The following is a 17,525-nucleotide window of genomic DNA, read 5'->3' on the forward strand; positions in this document are numbered from 1 at the left end:
GCCGACATGATCACCTGAAGCGGCGTAGCCGCAGGCTGTTCGTCACGACGAACACCGACGAGAACGCCATCGCTGCTCCGGCCAGCATGGGGTTCAACAGTCCGGCAGCGGCCAGGGGGAGTGCGGCGACGTTGTAGGCGAAGGCCCAGAACAGGTTCCCCTTGATGACCGCGAGGGTCCTACGGGCGAGCCGGATCGCGTCGGCCGCGACCCGCAGATCACCGCGGACCAGGGTGAGGTCGCTCGCCTCGATGGCGACATCGGTGCCGGTGCCCATCGCGAGCCCGAGGTCCGCCTGGGCGAGTGCCGCGGCGTCGTTGACGCCGTCACCGACCATGGCCACCACGTGCCCTTGGTCCTGCAGGCGCTTGACCACATCCACCTTGCCGGCGGGCAGTACGTCGGCCACGACCGCCTCCGGCTCGATGCCGACATCGCTCGCGACCGCACGGGCCACCACAGCATTGTCCCCGGTGAGCAGCACCGGCCGCAGTCCGAGGGCGCGCAATGCTGCGATGGCCTCCCGGGAGGAAGGCTTGACGACGTCTGAGACCGCGAGGATACCTCGAGCAAGTCCGTCCCAGCCCACGGCTACGGCCGTGGCGCCGCGCTGGCGAGCGCCGTCCAGCGCCTCGCTGAGCTCGGGTGGCACCCGATGTCCCTCCTGGGCCAAGAACTCCGGCCGTCCGACCAGCACCGCAACCGTGTGCTCGCCGTCGGCGACGATGCCGCGTACGCCCAAGCCCTCGACGTTGGAGAACTCCTCGACCGACGACAGCGGCCCCACGCTCTCTGCGGCACGACCGGCGATGGCTCGTGCGATCGGGTGCTCGGATGCGGCCTCGACGGCGCCGGCGTACCTCAGCACCCGGTCGGCGTCCTCGCCAGCGGCGGCGACGACGTCCGTCAGCGTCATCGTGCCTGTGGTCACGGTGCCGGTCTTGTCGAGCACCACGGTGTCGATCTGGCGGGTGGACTCGAGCACCTCAGGGCCCTTGATCAGGATCCCGAGCTGGGCACCGCGTCCGGTGCCGACCATGAGGGCGGTGGGCGTCGCGAGCCCGAGCGCGCAGGGGCAGGCGATGATCAGGACCGCCACGGCGGCGGTGAAGGCGGCGGTGGCTCCCTCGCCTACGGCGAGCCAGATTCCGAGGGTTGCCAGCGCGATGATGATGACCGCTGGGACGAACACGCCCGAGATGCGGTCGGCGAGCCGCTGCACCTGGGCCTTGCCGGTCTGCGCCGCTTCTACCAGTCGCGCCATCTGCGCCAATTGGGTGTCCGAGCCGATCCGGGTGGCGCGGACGAGGAGCCGCCCGCCGACATTGACGGTCGCCCCGACCACGGCATCGCCGACATGCACTTCGAGCGGCAGGGACTCCCCGGTGAGCATGGAGGCGTCGACCGCGGAACTGCCCTGCTCGACGAGGCCGTCGGTCGCCACCTTCTCGCCGGGGCGGACGACGAACAGGTCGTCCACGGCCAGCTGGTCGGCGCTGATCCGCGTCTCCTTGCCGTCTCGCACCACCGCGACGTCCTTGGCGCCGAGTTCGAGCAGCGCCTGGAGTGCGGCTCCGGCTCGCCGCTTGGAGCGGGTCTCGAGGTAGCGTCCAGCCAGGATGAAGGTCGTGACGCCGGCAGCGGCCTCGAGATAGATGTTGTCGCCGCCGTCGCTGCGGGAGATCGTCAGGTCGAACGAGTGCCGCATGCCCGGCTCGCCTGCGGTGCCCCAGAACAGGGCGTAGAGCGACCAGCCGAACGCCGCCATGGTGCCCAGCGAGATCAGGGTGTCCATCGTCGTCGCACCGTGGCGCAGGTTGGTCCACGCCGCCCGGTGGAACGGCCAGGCGCCCCAGACCACGACCGGGGCGGCGAGCGTCAGGGAGAGCCACTGCCAGTTCGTGAACTGCAACGGCGACACCATCGCCATCAACACGACTGGGACGCTCAACAGTGCCGAGACCAGCAGCCGCTCACGCAGCGCCGCGGTGGGGTCCGTTGCCGAGGGCTCGTCGTCGCTCTCCGCCACCGGCCGTGGCAGGTCGGCACCGTATCCGGCGTCCTTCACGACCCTGACGAGGTCGTCGGGACTCAGCGTCGCCGGGAAACTGACCCGCGCCTTCTCCGTGGCGTAGTTGACCGTGGCGATGACGCCATCGAGCTTGTTGAGCTTGCGCTCGATCCGGTTCGCGCACGAAGCACAGGTCATGCCAGAGATCTGCAGCTCGACAGCCGCAGCGTTTGCTGGCTCAAGCGCATTCTCGGTCTTCTGACTCATCGACGGCTCCTTCGCTCCGGAGGGGTACTTCGTTCAGGTTCAGCGATTAGGCTTCGGTGCCGTGTGGTGGCCGGATCGCCTGGACGCCCGTTGTTACGCGAGTTGGTACCCGGCCTCTTCGACGGCGGCCCGGACGGCGGCAGCATCGAGGGGGTGCTCGCTGGTGATCGTCACCGCTCCACTCTCGAGGGTCACGTCGACGGCGTCGACGCCAGGGATCTCCCGGATCTCCTCGGTCACCGAGGCGACGCAGTGCCCGCAGGTCATCCCGCTGACGGTATAGGTGGATGTGTGGGTGGACGTGGTGCTCATCGTTGTCTTCTCCTGTGATGTGGGTGGGTTCAGCCAGGGACAGTCAGGAGCGGACCAGCCGCGCGATGGCCTCCGAGGCCTCCTGCAGCTTCTCGCTCGCGTCCGCTCCACCGGTACGGATAGCGCCGCCGACGCAGTGCGCGAGGTGGTCGTCGAGCAGGCTCAGGGCTACCGCCTGCAGCGCCTTGGTCATCGCGGAGACCTGGGTCAGGATGTCGACGCAGTAGGCATCGCTCTCGACCATCCGCTGAAGTCCGCGAGCCTGGCCTTCGATCCGACGCAGACGCTTGAGATAGGCGTCCTTGTTGTTGCTGGCGATGTAGCCGTGCTCATGGGGAACGTTCTCCGGTCCAGCGGCATCCAAGTCATCGGCGTTGGCGCACATGTCTTTGCCTCCTTCTCGGCTCCAGCATACCCCCATGGGGTATTGTTTCAAGCCGTCGCCCGCCTATGTGGATTGGACGTGATCGCCAAACCTCGTCGGCTCGGATATCCAGGACACGGATCTCGCTCGCGTCGGGAATCGTTGGTTTCTCTAACCGCAAGGATGGCGGGTTCACGCCCCTGGTTGGAGTGCCCCGGCGCCCACCGAGGCGAGCACTACCACTCCCAGCAGGATGCGGTAGATCACGAAGGCGGTGAACCGGTGTGCGGAGATATAGCGCAGGAACCAGGCGATCACGACGTACCCGACGATGAAGGCGATGAGGGTTGCGACGGCGGTGGGACCCCACGGGGTGCTGCTCGCTGAAGCTCCGACCTTCGTCAGTTCGAGGAGGCCGGAGGCGAGGACGGCTGGGACGGCGAGCAGGAAGGAGATGCGCGCGGCGGCTTCGCGGGTGTAGCCCAGCAGCAGACCGGCGGTGATGGTGCCTCCGGAGCGGGAGACTCCGGGAATCAACGCGAGGGCTTGGGCGAATCCAAGCGTCACCGCGTGCCGGGCGGTGAGGTTCTCCAGCGGCATCCTGTCGGCGGCGATGCGGTCTGCGACACCGAGGATGACACCGAACCCGATCAGGGCGGCGGCGAGCAGTCTCAGGTCGCGAAACGCGTGTTCGACCGGATCCTGCAGTGCGAGGCCGAGTACGGCGATGGGGATGGTGCCGATCACGATGTACCAGCCGAGCCGCGCGTCAGGGTCCCGCCGCAGATGCGGCGTCCACAGGGCACGGGTCCAGGTGGAGATGATGGCTGCGATCTCGCGGCGGAAGTAGAGCAGGACGGCGCTCTCGGTGCCGAGCTGTGTCACGGCGGTGAAAGCTGCTCCAGGATCTGGCCATCCGGCGAAGGAGGCCACCAGGCGCAGGTGCGCCGAGGATGAGATCGGCAAGAACTCGGTGAGTCCTTGGACGAGGCCCAAGACGGCGGCGGTCGACCACGACATGGGCGTTGGTTCCTTTCGGGGTCCGCTGGCGGGCCGCGATTGTTCGGGGCGGATCGGCCGAGAATCGGGGTGTGGCTGGCCTTGATGGCCGCGATCGCAAGGCCGGTTGCGCGTCGCCTATCCGGCTAGCAGCCGCACTCCTCGCCGCGCCAGGCCTCGATGCCTTCGTTGACGGCGAGTCCGGCCACGAGCAGCCCGACCACGGGATCGAGCCACCACAGCCCGAACAGGGTGTTGGCCAGCAGCCCGACCAGGACCGCGGCCGCGAGGTAGGCGCACAACAGGTTCTGTGTTCCCTCACCGGAAGTGGCCGCGGACCCGAGCCGTTCGCCGAGCCGACGCTTCGCCCGGCCCAGCAGCGGCATCACGATCAGTGAGGTGACGGACAGGCCGATCCCCAGCCAGCTGGTGGAGGGCCGGTCGCCAGCCGCGAGGGTAGTGATGGCGTCGTAGGCGATATAGGGCGCGAGCAGGAAGAAGGTGACCGCGACTGCTTTCTGGGCGCGTTCCTCGGCATGCTCTGACAGGGTGCGGCTGCCGGAGAACCGCCACACGATGATCGCCGACGCCAGACCCTCGATGACCGAGTCCAGCCCGAAGCCGAGAAGAGCGACGGATCCGGCCAACGCTGCTGCCACCATGGCAACCAGCCCCTCGGCAGCCATGTAGGCCAGTGATACCCAGGAGAGCAGCTTGGCCTTGCGGGCGGCCGCGTGCCATCCGGCGTCCCGAGCCGCCGACGGTTGGCAGCAGGGATCGGTGCAGCCCGGCTGGCATGCGCAGTGGTCGGTGGTGGGCTCGGTCATCGAGGCGGCCTTGTGCTCGCCGCTCACAGGCAGTCCTCGCCGTAGTTCGGGCACAGCGCCACTGCGCTGCCGGTTGCATCGAGCAGCGTCTCGGCCGCGCTGAGGAGGTCGAGCAGCGCAGGCTGGCTGAGTGTGAAGACCGAGGCCCGGCCGACCGGACGGGACTCCACCAGCCCGCAGTCGCGCAGGCACGCCAGGTGCTTGGAGACCGTGGACTGCGCCAGTCCCAGTTGATCGACTAGGTCCACCACACGCGCTTCGTCGTGCGCCAGCCGGCGCACGATCGCCAAGCGGACCGGATCCCCGAGCGAGCGGAACAGTGCCGCTGCGGGCGTCAACTCAGCCCTGTCGGCCCTGTCGAGTGTTGTCATCGGCACGCGGCGATGATAGCGCCCGGGAGGAGGTTGGCGCTACCGTGAGGGTGCGTCGGCGGCGCGGCGATCGGTCCGGCTGCAGGGTGAATCCTGCTCCCGTGGTTGCGCGACCACACCGCATCGCTAGGGCGCCGAAACCATGGCCGCTGCAATCGAAGGAGAACTGCTGATGACGTCCGACGGAGACCTGACGCGCGAAGGCGGTGGTGAGGGCGACGGGCATGGTCACGCCATCTCCACGGACGCCGACCGCCGGTACCTGTTCGCCGCGCTCGCGCTGCTGCTGGCCTACATGGTCGGGGAGGTCATCGTCGCACTGGTGAGCGGCTCGCTTGCGCTGCTGTCCGATGCCGGTCACATGCTCACCGATGCGGCGTCCATCGCCGTGGCGCTGTGGGCGATGGGGCTTGCGGCACGGCCGGCGGTCGGTGCATGGACCTACGGGCTCAAACGCGCCGAGATCCTCTCAGCACTCGGCAACGGCGTCACGATGCTGGTCATCGCTGCGGTCGTGGCCGTGGAAGCGATCCGTCGACTCGTCGATAGCCACCCCGAGGTGCAGGGCGGGCCGGTCCTCGTGGTGGCGCTGGTCGGCATCGTTGTGAACATCGCCGCCACCTGGCTCCTGGCCAAGGCCAACCGCAGCAGCCTGAACGTCGAGGGTGCCTATCAGCACATTCTCACCGACCTCTACGGCTTCATCGGCACCGCCATCGCAGCGACCATCATCCTCACCACCGGCTGGATGAAGGCCGACGCGATCGCCTCCCTGATCGTGGTCGCTCTCATGATCCATGCCGGATGGGGCCTGCTCCGCGAGTCGGGCCGGATCCTGCTCGAGGCGGCCCCGATCGGCACCGACCTTGCAGGGATCCGCCAGCATCTCCTCGAGGTCGACCACGTCGTCGACGTCCACGATCTCCACGTGTGGACGGTGACCTCCGACCTGCCCAGCCTCTCGGCCCACCTCGTGGTCGAGGACTCCTGCTTCAACGACGGCCACGCCCCGCAGATCCTCGATCAGGTCCAGGACTGTCTCGGCGGGCACTTCGACGTCGAGCACTCCACCTTCCAGTTCGAGCCGAACACGCACGCCGCACACGAACACGCCGTGCACTGAGCGACGCACCCGCACCCAGCGGTGCCCCTGACCCGGCGCCTGCCCGGACGAATGCTGCCGACCGGTCGCGGCGCGACGGCTCAGCGGAACGCGCAGCCGGATCTCACGCCGAACCGCTTGAGGATCAGTGCCGCGGGGCACCAGCCGGTGAGGCTGGCCTGCAGCATGTTGAGGCCGACGAAGGTCGTGATCAGCAGCCACCAGTCCGACATCAGACAGGCAAGGACCACGCTGACGAGGGTGACGATGGCGGCGACGAGCAGTACGCCGCGGTCGAGGTTGAAGCCCGTCATCGTCCGCCGCCCTTCCCCTGCAGGCGGTTGAGGAGGCCGCCGGTGCGCTCGGCCCTGGGGTGCCCGGGGCACCACTGGTCGGCGGGGACGGAGGTCTTGACGGCGGCGACGTGCTGGCCGCAGCCGGCCCAGGTGACCTTGTCGCCGCAGGTCTTGCAGCGGACGGGACGACACATGGTGGTTCCTTTCGTTCCTGCGTCGGTGGTTCAGGCGGGGGCTTCGCCGGCGTCGCGGGCGTCGGCGAACTCGCAGAAGGCGTCGTAGGCGCGGGCGCCGTGGATGGTGGCGGGGCCGCCGTGCATGAGGAAGGTGACGCCGATGGCCTCGGCGGCCTCCTGACGGGTGGCGCCGGCGCGGGCGGCGGCCTGGCCGTGGGAGGCGATGCAGCCGTCGCAGCCCTCGACCACGCCGATCGCCAGGGCGATAAGCTCCTTGGTCTTGTGGTCGAGCTCGCCCTCGGCGAAGGCCGCCTTGGAGAGCTCGCCGAAGCCCTTGTAGACCTCGGGGATGGCGTGGCGCATGTTGCGGTGCAGGGGTGCGATCTCGCGCAGGACAGTCTTGCCGTGGGGGTGGTCGGTCATTGGGGCGATCCTTTGGTGGTCAGTGGGAGAAGCGGATGCTGGGCAGGTTGCGGCGCAGCCAGGCGGGGGCGGCCCAGGCGGCGCGACCTGTCAGGCGCAGCAGCACCGGCAGCAGGACGAGCCGGACGAGGAAGGCGTCGAGGAGGACGGCGATGCCGAGGATGACGCCCATCTCCTTGGGCGGCAGCGGACCGGACAGCGAGAAGGTGAAGAAGACCGCGACCATCACCGCGCCGGCGGCGAAGATCACCCGCCCGGAGTGGGCGACCGCGCCGACCATGGCCTCGCGCGGGTCGCTGGTCTTCTCCCAGTGTTCCTTGGCCGAGGCCAGCAGGAAGACGGTGTAGTCCATCGCGATGGCGAAGATCATCGCGAAGAAGAACACCGGCGCCCAGGCATCGAGGAAGCCTTGGGGCTCGAAGCCGAACAGCCCCGAGAGATGCCCGTCCTGGAAGATCAGCCGAGCGACGCCGAAGGCGGCGCCGGTCGAGAGCAGGCTGGCCAGGGTGCCGAGCAGGGCGATCAGCGGCGCCTGGAGCGCGATGAGCAGCAGCAGGAAGCCCAGGGCGAGGATGATGCCGATCACCCACGGGGTGGAGTGGTCGAGCTGCGTCTTGAGGTCGAGGTTCTCCACCGCGGCGCCGCCGACGAGCGCACCGTCGGGGAGCTCGGCGCGGAGCCGCTCGACGGTCGACCCGAGTGTCGGGTCCGATGGGTCGACCTTGGGCATGGCCTGGATCAAGACGTACGGCGCACCGTCGGCGGCTCGTGCCGGCGGCATAGCGGCGGCGATGCCGGGGTCGCCCCAGACCGCTCGATCGGCCTGGTCGGCGCCCGAGACTGGTGCGACGATCTGCAGCATCCCGGGCGCGCCGGGACCGAAGTCGGCCTGGACCCGGTCGTAGCCGACCCGGGCCGGTGCGTCGGAGGGCAGCACCTTGATCGAGGGCATCGCGGTGTGCAGCCCCAGGATGGGCGCGGCGAGCGCGACCAGGACAACGAGAGCCGCGCTGCCGAAGGCGACGGGTCGGCGCCACAGGAGCTGGCCCCACTTCTCGAAGCGTGGCGAGCGGTGTTGGCTGGTGCGCGACCAGGGCAGGGCGAGCCTGTTGATCCGGGTGTCCAGTTTGCCCAGGACCAGCGGCAGCAGGGTCAGTGTGGCGGCCAGGACGAAGACGACGGCGAGCATGATGCCGCCGGCCATCGACCGGAACGAGGGGGAGGGCACGATCTCGACCGCAGAGAGCGAGACCAGCACCGTCAGGCCGGAGAGCAGTACGGCCTTGCCGGCTGTGTCCATGGTCTCGGCGACGGCCTGCTCGCGGGTGGTTCCGGCCACGGCGCGCGCGGCTCGGAAGCGGACCACGAGGAAGAGTGCGTAGTCGATGCCCAGGGCGAGGGCGAACATCATCGCGAAGTTCATCGCCCAGATCGAGACCGGCACGAAGTGGTTGATCAACACCAGTGACCCGGCAGAGGCGATCAGGCCCGCGAGGGTCAGCAGCAGCGGGAGGCCGGCGGCGACCAGGGCGCCGAAGGCGAGCACGAGGATGGCCAGCGTCACGGGCCAGGAGATCATCTCCGACGTCAGCATCGCGGTGAGGTTGGCGGCGTTGAAGTCGGCCCACAGCTGGGAGGCGCCGGTCGGGGTCACCTGGATACCGTCGCTGGAGAGAGCGGTCAGCGGCGCCTTGAGGTCGACGGCCGCCCGGACCATCTCGTTGGTGTCGGCACCGGCACCGCCCAGCACGATCGCCGTACGCCCGTCCCTGCTCAGCATCGCACCCGGTTGTGGCCCGATCACCGAGGCGATCCGGTCATCGGACCTCAGCGTGTTCTCGACCTGGGCGATGACCCGCTGACCGGCAGCGGAGCTGAGCGGCGCGCCGGCGCTGTGCACGACGACCTCGATGGCCGAGCTGGCGTTGCCGCCGAAGTGCGCCTGCGCAAGCTCGCGGGCCTGGACCGACTCCGAGCCGTTCGCCTGCCAGCCGGCTCCGGACAGGGAGGCCTCGACCCTGGGTGCGAACGCGCCCAGCCCGATCACGACGAGCAGCCAGATCACCATCGTGGCGCGGCCGTGCCGCAGCACCGCGAGGCCAAGGCGGCCAAGCAATCCCGGTGCCGCCGTGGGGGTGGTCGCGTTGGTCATCCAAGATCCTTCCATTAACCCCCCGGGGGGATCGGAGGGCCGACGATAGCAGAACCCCCAGGGGGGATATAAAATCGCCGTGACGGAAGGATCCGGATGACTGACTTCACGATGAGCGCGACCATCACCGCGCCGTACGAAACGACGCTCGCGCGGGTGCGCACGCTGCTGGCAGACGCCGGCTTCGGCGTGCTGACCGAGATCGACCTACAGGCCACCCTGCGCGCGAAGCTGGACCTCGAGATCGCACCGCAGGTGATCCTCGGCGCCTGCCGCCCCCAGCTGGCGCACCGTGCCATCGAGGTCGACCCACGCGTGGCGACGATGTTGCCGTGCAACGTCGTGGTCGCCAGCGCGGGCGAGGACCGCACCCGGGTGGAGGTCTTCGACCCCGCGGTCATGACCTCGTTCAGCGACGCCGATGGGCTCGCCGAGGTAGCCGCCGAGGCCCGTGAGCGACTCTGCGGGATGATGAGGGCCCTGACCGGCGATCTGGAGGACCGCGATGCGACTCGAGCCTGACGAGACCAAGGCGATCATCACCCGGCTCAAGCGAGCCAACGGTCATCTCGCCGCGGTCATCCGCATGCTCGAAGAGGGCTCGGAGTGCGAGGACGCGCTCACCCAGCTCGCGGCCGTCAACAAGGCCATTGCGCGTGGGGGCTACGCCCTGGTCGCCACCGGACTCGAGAAGTGCCTCGCCGAGGGCGGCCCCGAGAGCGTGGACACCAAGAAGATGGAGAAGCTCTTCCTCGCGCTCGCGTGACCGCCGTCGAACCGGGGTCTGCGGGCCTCAGTTGGTGATGCGCACGAGGAGATCGGCGACCCGGTCGTCGATGTGGTCGCGCAACGGACGGATCGCGGGGGCCTCCCAGCCCTGCGGGTTGGGCAGGTCCCAGGTCTCGTAGGCGACGCCGTCCAGCTGCGGGATCGGCAGGCCGGGCTTCATTGCCACGACCACGGTGGCCGAGCGCACGAGCTCCTCGGTGAGCTGGGTCGGCACGTGACCGGAGTCGTCGATGCCGATCTCGGCGAGGCTGGCGATGGTGCCGGCCGAAGCGGTTTCTGCGGGGGCGACACCTGCGGACAGCACGGTGGCGCGGTCGCCCGCCTGCTCGCGGGCCAGTGCGGCGCCGAGCGCGGAGCGGCCTGCGTTGTGGGTGCACACGAACAGGATGGTGGGCTTGGTCATCAGTGGTCCTTGGTGAGGTTGGTGCGTTCGGCGTCGAGCTGGTGGTTCTTGACCCATGCCTGGGTGGCCATCTGGACGGCGTCCCATGGCGAGCCGAGGGGCGGGGTGTAGGCGAGATCGAGCTCGGTGATGCCGGTGACGGTCATCTGGTGGAAGAGCGCGGTGGCGTAGGTGTCGACGCGCTTGGCGACCTCGGCGCCTTTGTGGCCAATGAGCTGGGCACCGAGGAGCCGTCCGGTGGTGGCGTCGCCGGTGATGCGGATGGTGATCGCGGTGGCGCCGGGGTAGTAGGCCTTGTGGTCGTCGGGAGTCGCGGTGGTGGAGACGGGGTGGAAGCCGGCGCCGACGGCTTCGTGCTCGCGCAGGCCGGTGCGGGCGGCGACGAGGTCGAAGACCTTGACGACCTGGGTGCCCAGCGATCCGGCGTACCTCGCCGATCCGCCGAGTGCGTTCTCGCCGGCGATGCGGCCCTGCTTGTGGGCGGTGGTGCCCAGCGGGAGGTAGGTCTCGCCGAGTAGGCGGTGGTGGGTGATGACGCAGTCACCGGCGGCCCACACGTGAGGGAGACCGGTAGCCATGGTCTCGTCGACGACCACCGCGCCTCGCGGGCCGATCTTGGCGCCGGCGCGGACCAGCAGGTCGGTGTCGGGCTTGACGCCGACCACGACCAGGACGAGGTCGACGTCCCAGGTCAGGGTCTCGCCTTCGGTGGTCGTGCCGTCGACGTGCAGGCCGGTGTCGGTCTTGCTGATCGTGGTGACGGTGGAGTTGGTGTGGACGTTGACGCCGTGCTTGACCAGTTCGTCGTGGACCAGGGCGCCGAGCTCGACCTCGACGGTGGGGAGGACCTCGGGGAGCATCTCGACCTGGGTGACGGCGATGCCGCGCATGGTGAGGCCCTCGGCCATCTCGAGGCCGACGTAGCCGGCGCCGACGATGAGGGCGGTCTTGGGCTGGATCCGGTCCAGTGACTCGGTCAGGGCGAAGGTGTCGCCCATGGAGTGAAGCAGGTGGACGCCGTCGGCGACCCCGAGGTCGGCCAGACCCTCAATCGGCGGTGCGACGGGTACGGCGCCGGTGCCGACGACGAGCTCGTCGTACTCGATGAAGTCACTGGACCCGTCGGGGTTGCGGACGATGAGTCGCTGGCCCGTCACGTCGATGTCGGTGGCGAAGGTGTCCAGGCGCAGCTTCATGCCGGTGGCTTCGAGGTCGGCGTGGGTGCGGTGGGCGAGGTTGCGCCAGTGGGTGACCTCTCCGGAGATGTAGTAGGGGATGCCGCAGATGGAGAAGTTCGGGTAGGCGTCGGCCACGACCACGGTGACGTCGGCAGTGGGGTCGAGCTCGCGGGCACGCAGCGCGGCGGAGATGCCGGCGTCGCTGCCGCCGATGGCAACCAGCTTCATGATCGGTGTCCTTGGTTCTGTGGTGGGTCAGTGGGTGTGTGGGATGACGACGTCGTCGGCCTTGGCGCCGGCGTCGGGATAGAGCGCGAGGGTCAGGGCGATGCCCACGATGAGGCCGATCAGTTGCATGGCGATGAACGGCAGCACCGAGGCGGGCGCGATCCCGGCGAACGTGTCGGAGAAGACGCGGCCGATCGTCACGGCCGGATTGGCGAACGACGTGCTGGAGGTAAACCAGTAGGCGGCGCCGATGTAGGCACCGACGGTGGGGGCGGCGATGGCGCCGCGGTCGCTGCGGACCAGGGCAAAGATCAGCGCGACCAGCCCGGCGGTGGCGACGACCTCACCGACGAGGTGCCCACCGGAGGCACGGTGGTGGGTCGATACGTGGGTGCCGACCTCGAACATCACGTTGGCGAGCAGCGCGCCGCCGATGCCGCCGGCGACCTGGGCGACGGCGTACGCCGCGACGTCCGTCAGCGGCAGGCCGGTGCTCCTACGTCGGCCGAGGAACCACTCCGCGAGGGAGACGACCGGATTGAAGTGCGCTCCCGAGACCGGCCCGAACCACAGGATCAGCACGGCTAGCCCGAACACGGTGGCCGTGGAGTTCTCAAGCAACTGGAGCCCGACGTCGTTCGGGGAGAGCTGCTGGGCGGCGATGCCGGACCCGACCACGACAGTGACGAGCAGGGCGGTGCCGAGGAACTCGGCCAACAGGCGGCGCGCGAGTGAGGAGGTCACGGGAGGATCTTGACGTGCGCGCACTTACTCAGTCAAACTTGAGGCAATGAACACTGAGCGAACTCGCGAGTTGGAGCGACGTGCCGCCGTGCACGCCGCGCTCGGCGACGCGGTGCGGCTGCAGATCGTCGACACCCTGCAGCTCGGGGATGTCTCGCCCTCGGAGCTCTCCACCGCCCTCGGGGTGACCTCCAACCTGCTCGCCTTCCACCTCAAGGCACTCGAGTCCGCCGGATTGATCACCCGGCACCGCTCCGAGGGCGACGGACGCCGCACCTACCTGCGTCTGGCCAAGGACGTGCTCGACGATCTGGGCGCACAGCGGCTGCAGGTGCCGGAGCGGCTGGTGTTCGTCTGCACCGCCAACTCCGCCCGATCCCACCTCGCCGCAGCGCTGTGGCGGCAGGCGAGCTCCATCCCGGTTGCCTCCGCCGGCACCCACCCGGCCGAGCGCATCGACCCGGGCGCGATCGAGGCCGCCGGGCGCCACGAGCTGCCACTGCCGCGGGTCCGTCCGCGTCACCTCGACGAGGTCCTGGCCGAGGGCGACGTCGTCGTCACGGTCTGCGACGTCGCCCATGAGGAGCTCGGCTCGACCACCCGGCTGCACTGGTCCATCCCCGACCCGACCCGGATCGGTACGACGGCGGCGTACGACGCCGCCTATGACGAGCTCGCGTCCCGCGTGGTCGACCTCGCCCAGCGTTACCCCCACGCCTCCTGAGGCGCCACCTGAGCCGCCACCGATGCGGCACCCGCGAGAGGACTCGACGATGAGTACCGACGCCGACCCCACCGAGCACCTTGGCATCACCCTGGCCCAGCAGATCGCCCTGAAGCGGTCTGCGACCCGCTTGGCCGACGAGTTCGCCGGCACCTTCAACACCGCAACGATCGAGCGGTTCCTGATGTCGTCCTACGACCAGTTCGCCGGCCGCGCCACCATGCTCAACTTCATCCCGCTGCTGGCCGAGCGGTTCGCCCGCCAGCGGCTCCAAGCGGCGGCCAAGGTCGAGGGGCATGGGGACGGCGGCAAGCCGATCGTGCTGTTCCTGTGCGTCCACAACGCCGGGCGCTCCCAGATGGCGCTCGGGTTCTTCAACCACCACGCCGGCGACGCTGCGATTGCCTGGTCGGGTGGCTCCGAGCCGGGGGATGCGGTGAACAGCGCCGCGGTCGCGGCCATGGCCGAGCGCGGCATCGACATCGCCCAGGAGTTCCCCAAGCCGTGGACCGACGAGATCGTCCAGGCCGCCGACGTGGTCGTCACCATGGGCTGCGGTGACGCCTGCCCGTACTTCCCGGGCAAACGTTACGAGGACTGGGAACTCGAGGATCCGGCTGGCCTCGATGTCGCCTCCGTCCGGCCCATCCGCGACGAGATCGAGCGCCGGGTTCTCGCGCTTCTCGTCGAGCTTCAGGTGCCTGTAGCCACCTGAAGCGCGTCGGGTGCGCGGCCGGCACTGGTCACCGTAAACGCGACGAGGGCAGGCTGTTCGCGTCGGGCCGGGTTAGAGGGTGATCGGTGCCCGACCGATCGTGAGCACGTCCGGGGCCGCCGGAGCGCAGCACCCGCCACCGCCGGCCGAGCCGGTCGGGTCGTCGTACAGGCCCGAACCGCCGCACACGCCGGTGTCGGGCAGCACCAACTCGACCCGCTCGGCGGCCTCGACATCACCGGCCAGCATCGCCACCACCGAACGGACCTGCTCGTAGCCGGTCATGGCCAGGAACGTCGGGGCGCGGCCGTAGGACTTCATTCCGACCAGGTAGAGGTTCGGCTCCTGTGCGTGGGTCAGGTCGCGGGCGCCGGTGGCCTGGACCGAGCCGCAGGAGTGGATGTTGGGGTCAATCTCCGCGGCGATCGCGCGCGGGGCCTCGAGCGTCGGGTCGAGGTCGAGCCTCAGCTCGGACAGGAAGGACAGGTCCGGGCGGAACCCGGTCAGCACTACCAGGGTGTCGGCCGCCTCCAGCTTGCGTCCGTCCTCGGCCACCACGACGACCTGGTCGCCGGCACGGTCGATCTCCGCGGCCCGGAAGCCGGTCACCACCTCGACCCGGCCCGCGTCGACGGCCTCGTGGGCGCGGATGCCGAGCGCTCCGCGCTGGGGGAGCTGGTCGGCCGCGCCGCCGCCGAAGGTGTTGGCCGTGTTGCCGCGTCGCAGTGCCCACGTGATCCGGGTGCCGGGGTTGGCCTGGGCGATCCGGTCGAGCTCGATGATGGCATTGAGCGAGGAGTCGCCGGCACCGAGGACGACGGTGTGCCTGCCCGCGTAGCGCTCGGGCGCCGCGCTGTCGGGGACGCCGTAGGAGATGAGTTCGCCGCTGGCGTGCTCGCCCAGCGCCGGGAGACCGTCGGCGCCCGCAGGGTTGGGCCTGCGCCAGGTGCCGGAGGCGTCGATCACCGCACGGGCCTCGAAGCGTGCCTCCCCGCCCGAGGCGTCGGTGACGTGGACGGTGAAGGGCTGCTCACCCCGGCTCGCGTCGACCAGTCGGTCGCGGCCCTTGCGCGAGACGCCGACCACGCGGGCGTCGTACCGGACCCGGTCACCGAGCGCCTCGGCGAGGGGAGCGAGGTAGCCCTTGATCCACTGCGCACCCGTCGGGTAGCCCGACACCGGGGCGACCCAGCCGCTGGCTTCGAGCAGCCGCCTGCCGGCGGGATCGATGAGCTCGGGCCACGCCGAGAAGAGCCGGACGTGGCCCCACCCGGCGACTGCGGCCGCCGGGCCGTCGCCGGCCTCGAGAACCAGCGGCTCCAGTCCGCGCCCGAGCAGGTGGGCCGCGGCTGCCAGACCCTGCGGTCCGGCACCGATCACAACGACAGGCAGGTCATCAGTCATGGTTGCATCCTCACATTCACGAACGTCGATGCGTCCACCCTGCGGATCGTATCGACAAATGTCAATGCGTACCGCAAACTTGGTGCATGCCGACCGCCCTGCCCGTCCTCCAGCCGGAGGACCTCAGTGCCTGCTGCTCGCCGATGACCGGCGGTGTCGTGAGTGACGATGCCGCCCAGGCGCTGGCGCGCATGTTCAAGGCGCTGGGCGACCCGACCAGGGTCAAGCTGCTGTCCTTGATCGCCGCGGCGCCGGCGGGGGAGGCCTGCATCTGCGATCTCACCGAGCCGGTCGGACTCGCGCAGCCGACGGTGTCCCACCACATGAAACAGCTCGTCGAAGCGGGCCTGGTCACCCGCGAACAGCGCGGGAAGTGGGCCTACTTCACCGTGGTTCCCGAGGTGCTGCGCTCGCTGGCGACCGCGATCGCCCCGACTGCATGACGGCGGCCACCCACCCGGTCGTCCGGGCGCTGGCGCACACCGACTGGGACGACGTACGACGCATCTACGCCCTCGGCATCGCCACGCGGGACGCCACCTTCGAGACCGACGTGCCCACCGCTGAGGCGCTCGACGCCAAGTGGATCCCCGGCCAGCGCTGGGTCATCACCGATGGTGGAGCGGTCGCCGGGTGGGCCGCCATGACCATGGTGTCCGCACGCGAGTGCTACCGCGGCGTGGCGGAGACCTCCATCTACATCGACACGTCCCTGGGCGGACGCGGACTGGGCACACAACTGCTCTCCCACCAGATCGACTCCGCGCTCGCAGCCGCGTTCTGGACCCTGCAGACCTCGATCTTCCCCGAGAACGAGGCCAGCCTCGCCATCCACCGCAAGGCCGGCTTCCGCGACGTCGGCCGTCGCGACCGCATCGCCCAGCTCGACGGAGTCTGGCGCGACACGATCCTGCTCGAGCTGAGGGCACAGACGTGACCGCGCCCGCGGAGCAGGCGCAGGAGGTGAAGGTCGTCGTCATCGGCGCTGGCCAGGCCGGCCTGGCCACCGGCTTCTACCTACGCCGCGCCGGGCTGGCCCCCGGCGAGGACTTCGTCATCCTCGACGCCAGCGAGGTCCCCGGCGGCGCATGGCCCCACATGTGGGAAGGACTGCGACTGTTCTCGCCGTCCTCCTTTTCCTCCCTGCCCGGCTGGATGATGCCGCCCTGGAACGACGCCGAGCACGGATACCCGCCCCGCTCGCACGTCGTGGACTACCTGACCCGCTACGAGGAGCGCTACGACCTCCACGTGCGCCGGCCCCGCAAGGTCAATGACGTCGTCCGAGCCGATGACGACCCACACGGCGAGCTCCACGTCAGGACGGACCACGGCACCATCGCCGCGCATGCGGTCGTCTCCGCCACCGGCATCTGGAGCCAGCCGTTCTGGCCCTCCTACCCGGGCGCACGCGCCTTCACCGGCCGGCAACTGCACGCCGCCGACTACCGCGCCCCCGACGAGTTCAGCGGTCAGCGGGTGGTCATCGTCGGAGGCGGCAACTCCGCCGCCCAGATCCTCGCCGAGGTCTCCACCGTCGCCGACACCACCTGGGTAACCACACGGCCACCACGGTTCCTGCCCGACGATCTCGATGGCCGAGCCCTCTTCGCCACGGCGCGAGCCCGCATCCATGCTCTCCAAGAAGGACGCGACCACTCGGGCGTCGCCGGACTCGGCGACATCGTGATGGTCGCCTCCGTGCGCGAGGCGCGCGAGCGCGGCGTACTCAAAGCCCAGCCGATGTTCCAGCGCCTCAGCCCGACAGGAGTGTCCTGGGCCGACGGAACCACACAGCAAGCTCAGGCGATCATCTGGTGCACCGGCTTTCGCCCCGCACTGCACCACCTACGCTCACTGCGCCTACGAACCGACAGCGGCCACATCGCCGTCGGCGGCCCCTCCGGCACACAGGCACTCGATGAACCACGGCTCTACCTCGTCGGATACGGCGACTGGACCGGCCCAGCCTCTGCGACCCTCGCCGGCGTTGGACCCTCAGTGCGTGCGACCGCGGCCGCCGTCCTCACCCGATAGGGA

General features: G+C 69.6%; 22 protein-coding genes. 8 read left to right on the top strand and 14 right to left on the bottom strand.

The window, feature by feature from the left end; all coding sequences use genetic code 11:
- Positions 1 to 10: 10 nt before the first annotated feature.
- The 6 genes from ABLE53_RS13295 to ABLE53_RS13320 form a co-directional block, all read right to left on the bottom strand.
- Positions 11 to 2,278: a heavy metal translocating P-type ATPase gene (locus ABLE53_RS13295; RefSeq protein ID WP_348859430.1), complete on the bottom strand. Its 2,268-nt coding sequence runs from the start codon at positions 2,276 to 2,278 to the stop codon at positions 11 to 13.
- A 93-nt stretch (positions 2,279 to 2,371) separates the two neighbouring features.
- On the bottom strand, positions 2,372 to 2,590 hold the full coding sequence (locus ABLE53_RS13300; RefSeq protein ID WP_348859431.1) for a heavy-metal-associated domain-containing protein: 219 nt from the start codon (positions 2,588 to 2,590) through the stop codon (positions 2,372 to 2,374).
- 43 nt (positions 2,591 to 2,633) lie between these two features.
- Positions 2,634 to 2,975: a metal-sensitive transcriptional regulator gene (locus ABLE53_RS13305; protein ID WP_348859432.1), complete on the bottom strand. Its 342-nt coding sequence runs from the start codon at positions 2,973 to 2,975 to the stop codon at positions 2,634 to 2,636.
- 171 nt (positions 2,976 to 3,146) lie between these two features.
- Positions 3,147 to 3,974, bottom strand: coding sequence for an undecaprenyl-diphosphate phosphatase (locus tag ABLE53_RS13310; RefSeq protein WP_348859433.1), 828 nt, complete (start codon positions 3,972 to 3,974; stop codon positions 3,147 to 3,149).
- A gap of 125 nt (positions 3,975 to 4,099) precedes the next feature.
- Positions 4,100 to 4,807: a cation efflux transmembrane domain-containing protein gene (locus tag ABLE53_RS13315; protein WP_348859434.1), complete on the bottom strand. Its 708-nt coding sequence runs from the start codon at positions 4,805 to 4,807 to the stop codon at positions 4,100 to 4,102.
- The gene (locus ABLE53_RS13320) at positions 4,804 to 5,151 is read right to left on the bottom strand and encodes an ArsR/SmtB family transcription factor (RefSeq protein WP_348859793.1); all 348 of its coding nucleotides are present in this window, start codon (positions 5,149 to 5,151) and stop codon (positions 4,804 to 4,806) included. The genes ABLE53_RS13315 and ABLE53_RS13320 overlap by 4 nt, the downstream gene beginning before the upstream one ends.
- Before the next feature lie 172 nt (positions 5,152 to 5,323).
- Between ABLE53_RS13320 and ABLE53_RS13325 the strand changes: the two genes are divergently transcribed.
- Complete coding sequence (locus tag ABLE53_RS13325; RefSeq protein ID WP_348859435.1) at positions 5,324 to 6,274, top strand: cation diffusion facilitator family transporter; 951 nt, start codon at positions 5,324 to 5,326, stop codon at positions 6,272 to 6,274.
- Between the two features lie 80 nt (positions 6,275 to 6,354).
- Here ABLE53_RS13325 and ABLE53_RS13330 read toward each other — a convergent pair whose 3' ends face one another.
- The 4 genes from ABLE53_RS13330 to ABLE53_RS13345 are packed head-to-tail and all read right to left on the bottom strand — an operon-like array spanning position 6,355 to position 9,300.
- Positions 6,355 to 6,567, bottom strand: coding sequence for a YgaP family membrane protein (locus tag ABLE53_RS13330; RefSeq protein WP_348859436.1), 213 nt, complete (start codon positions 6,565 to 6,567; stop codon positions 6,355 to 6,357).
- Entirely contained in the window at positions 6,564 to 6,743 is a 180-nt protein-coding gene (locus ABLE53_RS13335; RefSeq protein ID WP_348859437.1) for a hypothetical protein, read from the bottom strand. The genes ABLE53_RS13330 and ABLE53_RS13335 overlap by 4 nt, the downstream gene beginning before the upstream one ends.
- A gap of 30 nt (positions 6,744 to 6,773) precedes the next feature.
- On the bottom strand, positions 6,774 to 7,148 hold the full coding sequence (locus ABLE53_RS13340) for a carboxymuconolactone decarboxylase family protein (RefSeq protein WP_348859438.1): 375 nt from the start codon (positions 7,146 to 7,148) through the stop codon (positions 6,774 to 6,776).
- A 19-nt stretch (positions 7,149 to 7,167) separates the two neighbouring features.
- Complete coding sequence (locus tag ABLE53_RS13345; protein ID WP_348859439.1) at positions 7,168 to 9,300, bottom strand: MMPL family transporter; 2,133 nt, start codon at positions 9,298 to 9,300, stop codon at positions 7,168 to 7,170.
- Positions 9,301 to 9,396: 96 nt separating this feature from the next.
- Here ABLE53_RS13345 and ABLE53_RS13350 point away from each other — a divergent pair, with 96 nt between their 5' ends.
- Together ABLE53_RS13350 and ABLE53_RS13355 are read left to right on the top strand one after the other, a co-directional pair.
- Positions 9,397 to 9,822 (top strand): DUF302 domain-containing protein, encoded by a 426-nt coding sequence (locus tag ABLE53_RS13350; RefSeq protein WP_348859440.1) that lies wholly within the window; start codon positions 9,397 to 9,399, stop codon positions 9,820 to 9,822.
- Positions 9,806 to 10,066 carry a metal-sensitive transcriptional regulator gene (locus ABLE53_RS13355; protein WP_348859441.1) on the top strand — a complete coding sequence of 87 codons (261 nt, stop codon included), beginning with the start codon at positions 9,806 to 9,808 and terminating at the stop codon, positions 10,064 to 10,066. Before ABLE53_RS13350 ends, ABLE53_RS13355 begins: the two co-directional genes overlap by 17 nt.
- Positions 10,067 to 10,093: 27 nt before the next feature.
- On the opposite strand, the gene ABLE53_RS13360 is transcribed toward ABLE53_RS13355, so the two are convergent.
- Genes ABLE53_RS13360 through ABLE53_RS13370 form a run of 3 tightly spaced genes read right to left on the bottom strand, consistent with a single transcriptional unit; the run spans position 10,094 to position 12,642 of the window.
- The gene (locus ABLE53_RS13360) at positions 10,094 to 10,492 is read right to left on the bottom strand and encodes an arsenate-mycothiol transferase ArsC (protein ID WP_348859442.1); all 399 of its coding nucleotides are present in this window, start codon (positions 10,490 to 10,492) and stop codon (positions 10,094 to 10,096) included.
- The gene (locus ABLE53_RS13365) at positions 10,492 to 11,898 is read right to left on the bottom strand and encodes an FAD-dependent oxidoreductase (RefSeq protein WP_348859443.1); all 1,407 of its coding nucleotides are present in this window, start codon (positions 11,896 to 11,898) and stop codon (positions 10,492 to 10,494) included. Before ABLE53_RS13365 ends, ABLE53_RS13360 begins: the two co-directional genes overlap by 1 nt.
- A 27-nt stretch (positions 11,899 to 11,925) precedes the next feature.
- Positions 11,926 to 12,642: an aquaporin gene (locus tag ABLE53_RS13370; protein ID WP_348859444.1), complete on the bottom strand. Its 717-nt coding sequence runs from the start codon at positions 12,640 to 12,642 to the stop codon at positions 11,926 to 11,928.
- A gap of 46 nt (positions 12,643 to 12,688) precedes the next feature.
- Between ABLE53_RS13370 and ABLE53_RS13375 the strand changes: the two genes are divergently transcribed.
- Together ABLE53_RS13375 and ABLE53_RS13380 are read left to right on the top strand one after the other, a co-directional pair.
- Entirely contained in the window at positions 12,689 to 13,366 is a 678-nt protein-coding gene (locus tag ABLE53_RS13375; protein ID WP_348859445.1) for an arsenate reductase/protein-tyrosine-phosphatase family protein, read from the top strand.
- A 49-nt stretch (positions 13,367 to 13,415) separates the two neighbouring features.
- A complete protein-coding gene (locus ABLE53_RS13380; RefSeq protein ID WP_348859446.1) occupies positions 13,416 to 14,081 on the top strand; it encodes an arsenate reductase ArsC in 666 nt (221 codons plus the stop codon).
- Between the two features lie 72 nt (positions 14,082 to 14,153).
- Here the strand turns inward: ABLE53_RS13380 and ABLE53_RS13385 are convergent, their stop codons facing one another.
- Positions 14,154 to 15,485 (bottom strand): NAD(P)-binding domain-containing protein, encoded by a 1,332-nt coding sequence (locus ABLE53_RS13385; protein ID WP_348859447.1) that lies wholly within the window; start codon positions 15,483 to 15,485, stop codon positions 14,154 to 14,156.
- Between the two features lie 86 nt (positions 15,486 to 15,571).
- Here ABLE53_RS13385 and ABLE53_RS13390 point away from each other — a divergent pair, with 86 nt between their 5' ends.
- Genes ABLE53_RS13390 through ABLE53_RS13400 form a run of 3 tightly spaced genes read left to right on the top strand, consistent with a single transcriptional unit; the run spans position 15,572 to position 17,522 of the window.
- Complete coding sequence (locus ABLE53_RS13390; RefSeq protein ID WP_348859448.1) at positions 15,572 to 15,928, top strand: ArsR/SmtB family transcription factor; 357 nt, start codon at positions 15,572 to 15,574, stop codon at positions 15,926 to 15,928.
- A complete protein-coding gene (locus tag ABLE53_RS13395) occupies positions 15,925 to 16,422 on the top strand; it encodes a GNAT family N-acetyltransferase (RefSeq protein ID WP_348859449.1) in 498 nt (165 codons plus the stop codon). Before ABLE53_RS13390 ends, ABLE53_RS13395 begins: the two co-directional genes overlap by 4 nt.
- Positions 16,419 to 17,522 (top strand): ArsO family NAD(P)H-dependent flavin-containing monooxygenase, encoded by a 1,104-nt coding sequence (locus ABLE53_RS13400; protein WP_348859450.1) that lies wholly within the window; start codon positions 16,419 to 16,421, stop codon positions 17,520 to 17,522. The genes ABLE53_RS13395 and ABLE53_RS13400 overlap by 4 nt, the downstream gene beginning before the upstream one ends.
- Positions 17,523 to 17,525 lie beyond the last annotated feature (3 nt).

This window comes from Nocardioides asiaticus (assembly GCF_040049175.1).
Taxonomy (GTDB): Bacteria; Actinomycetota; Actinomycetes; order Propionibacteriales; family Nocardioidaceae; genus Nocardioides; species Nocardioides cheoyonin.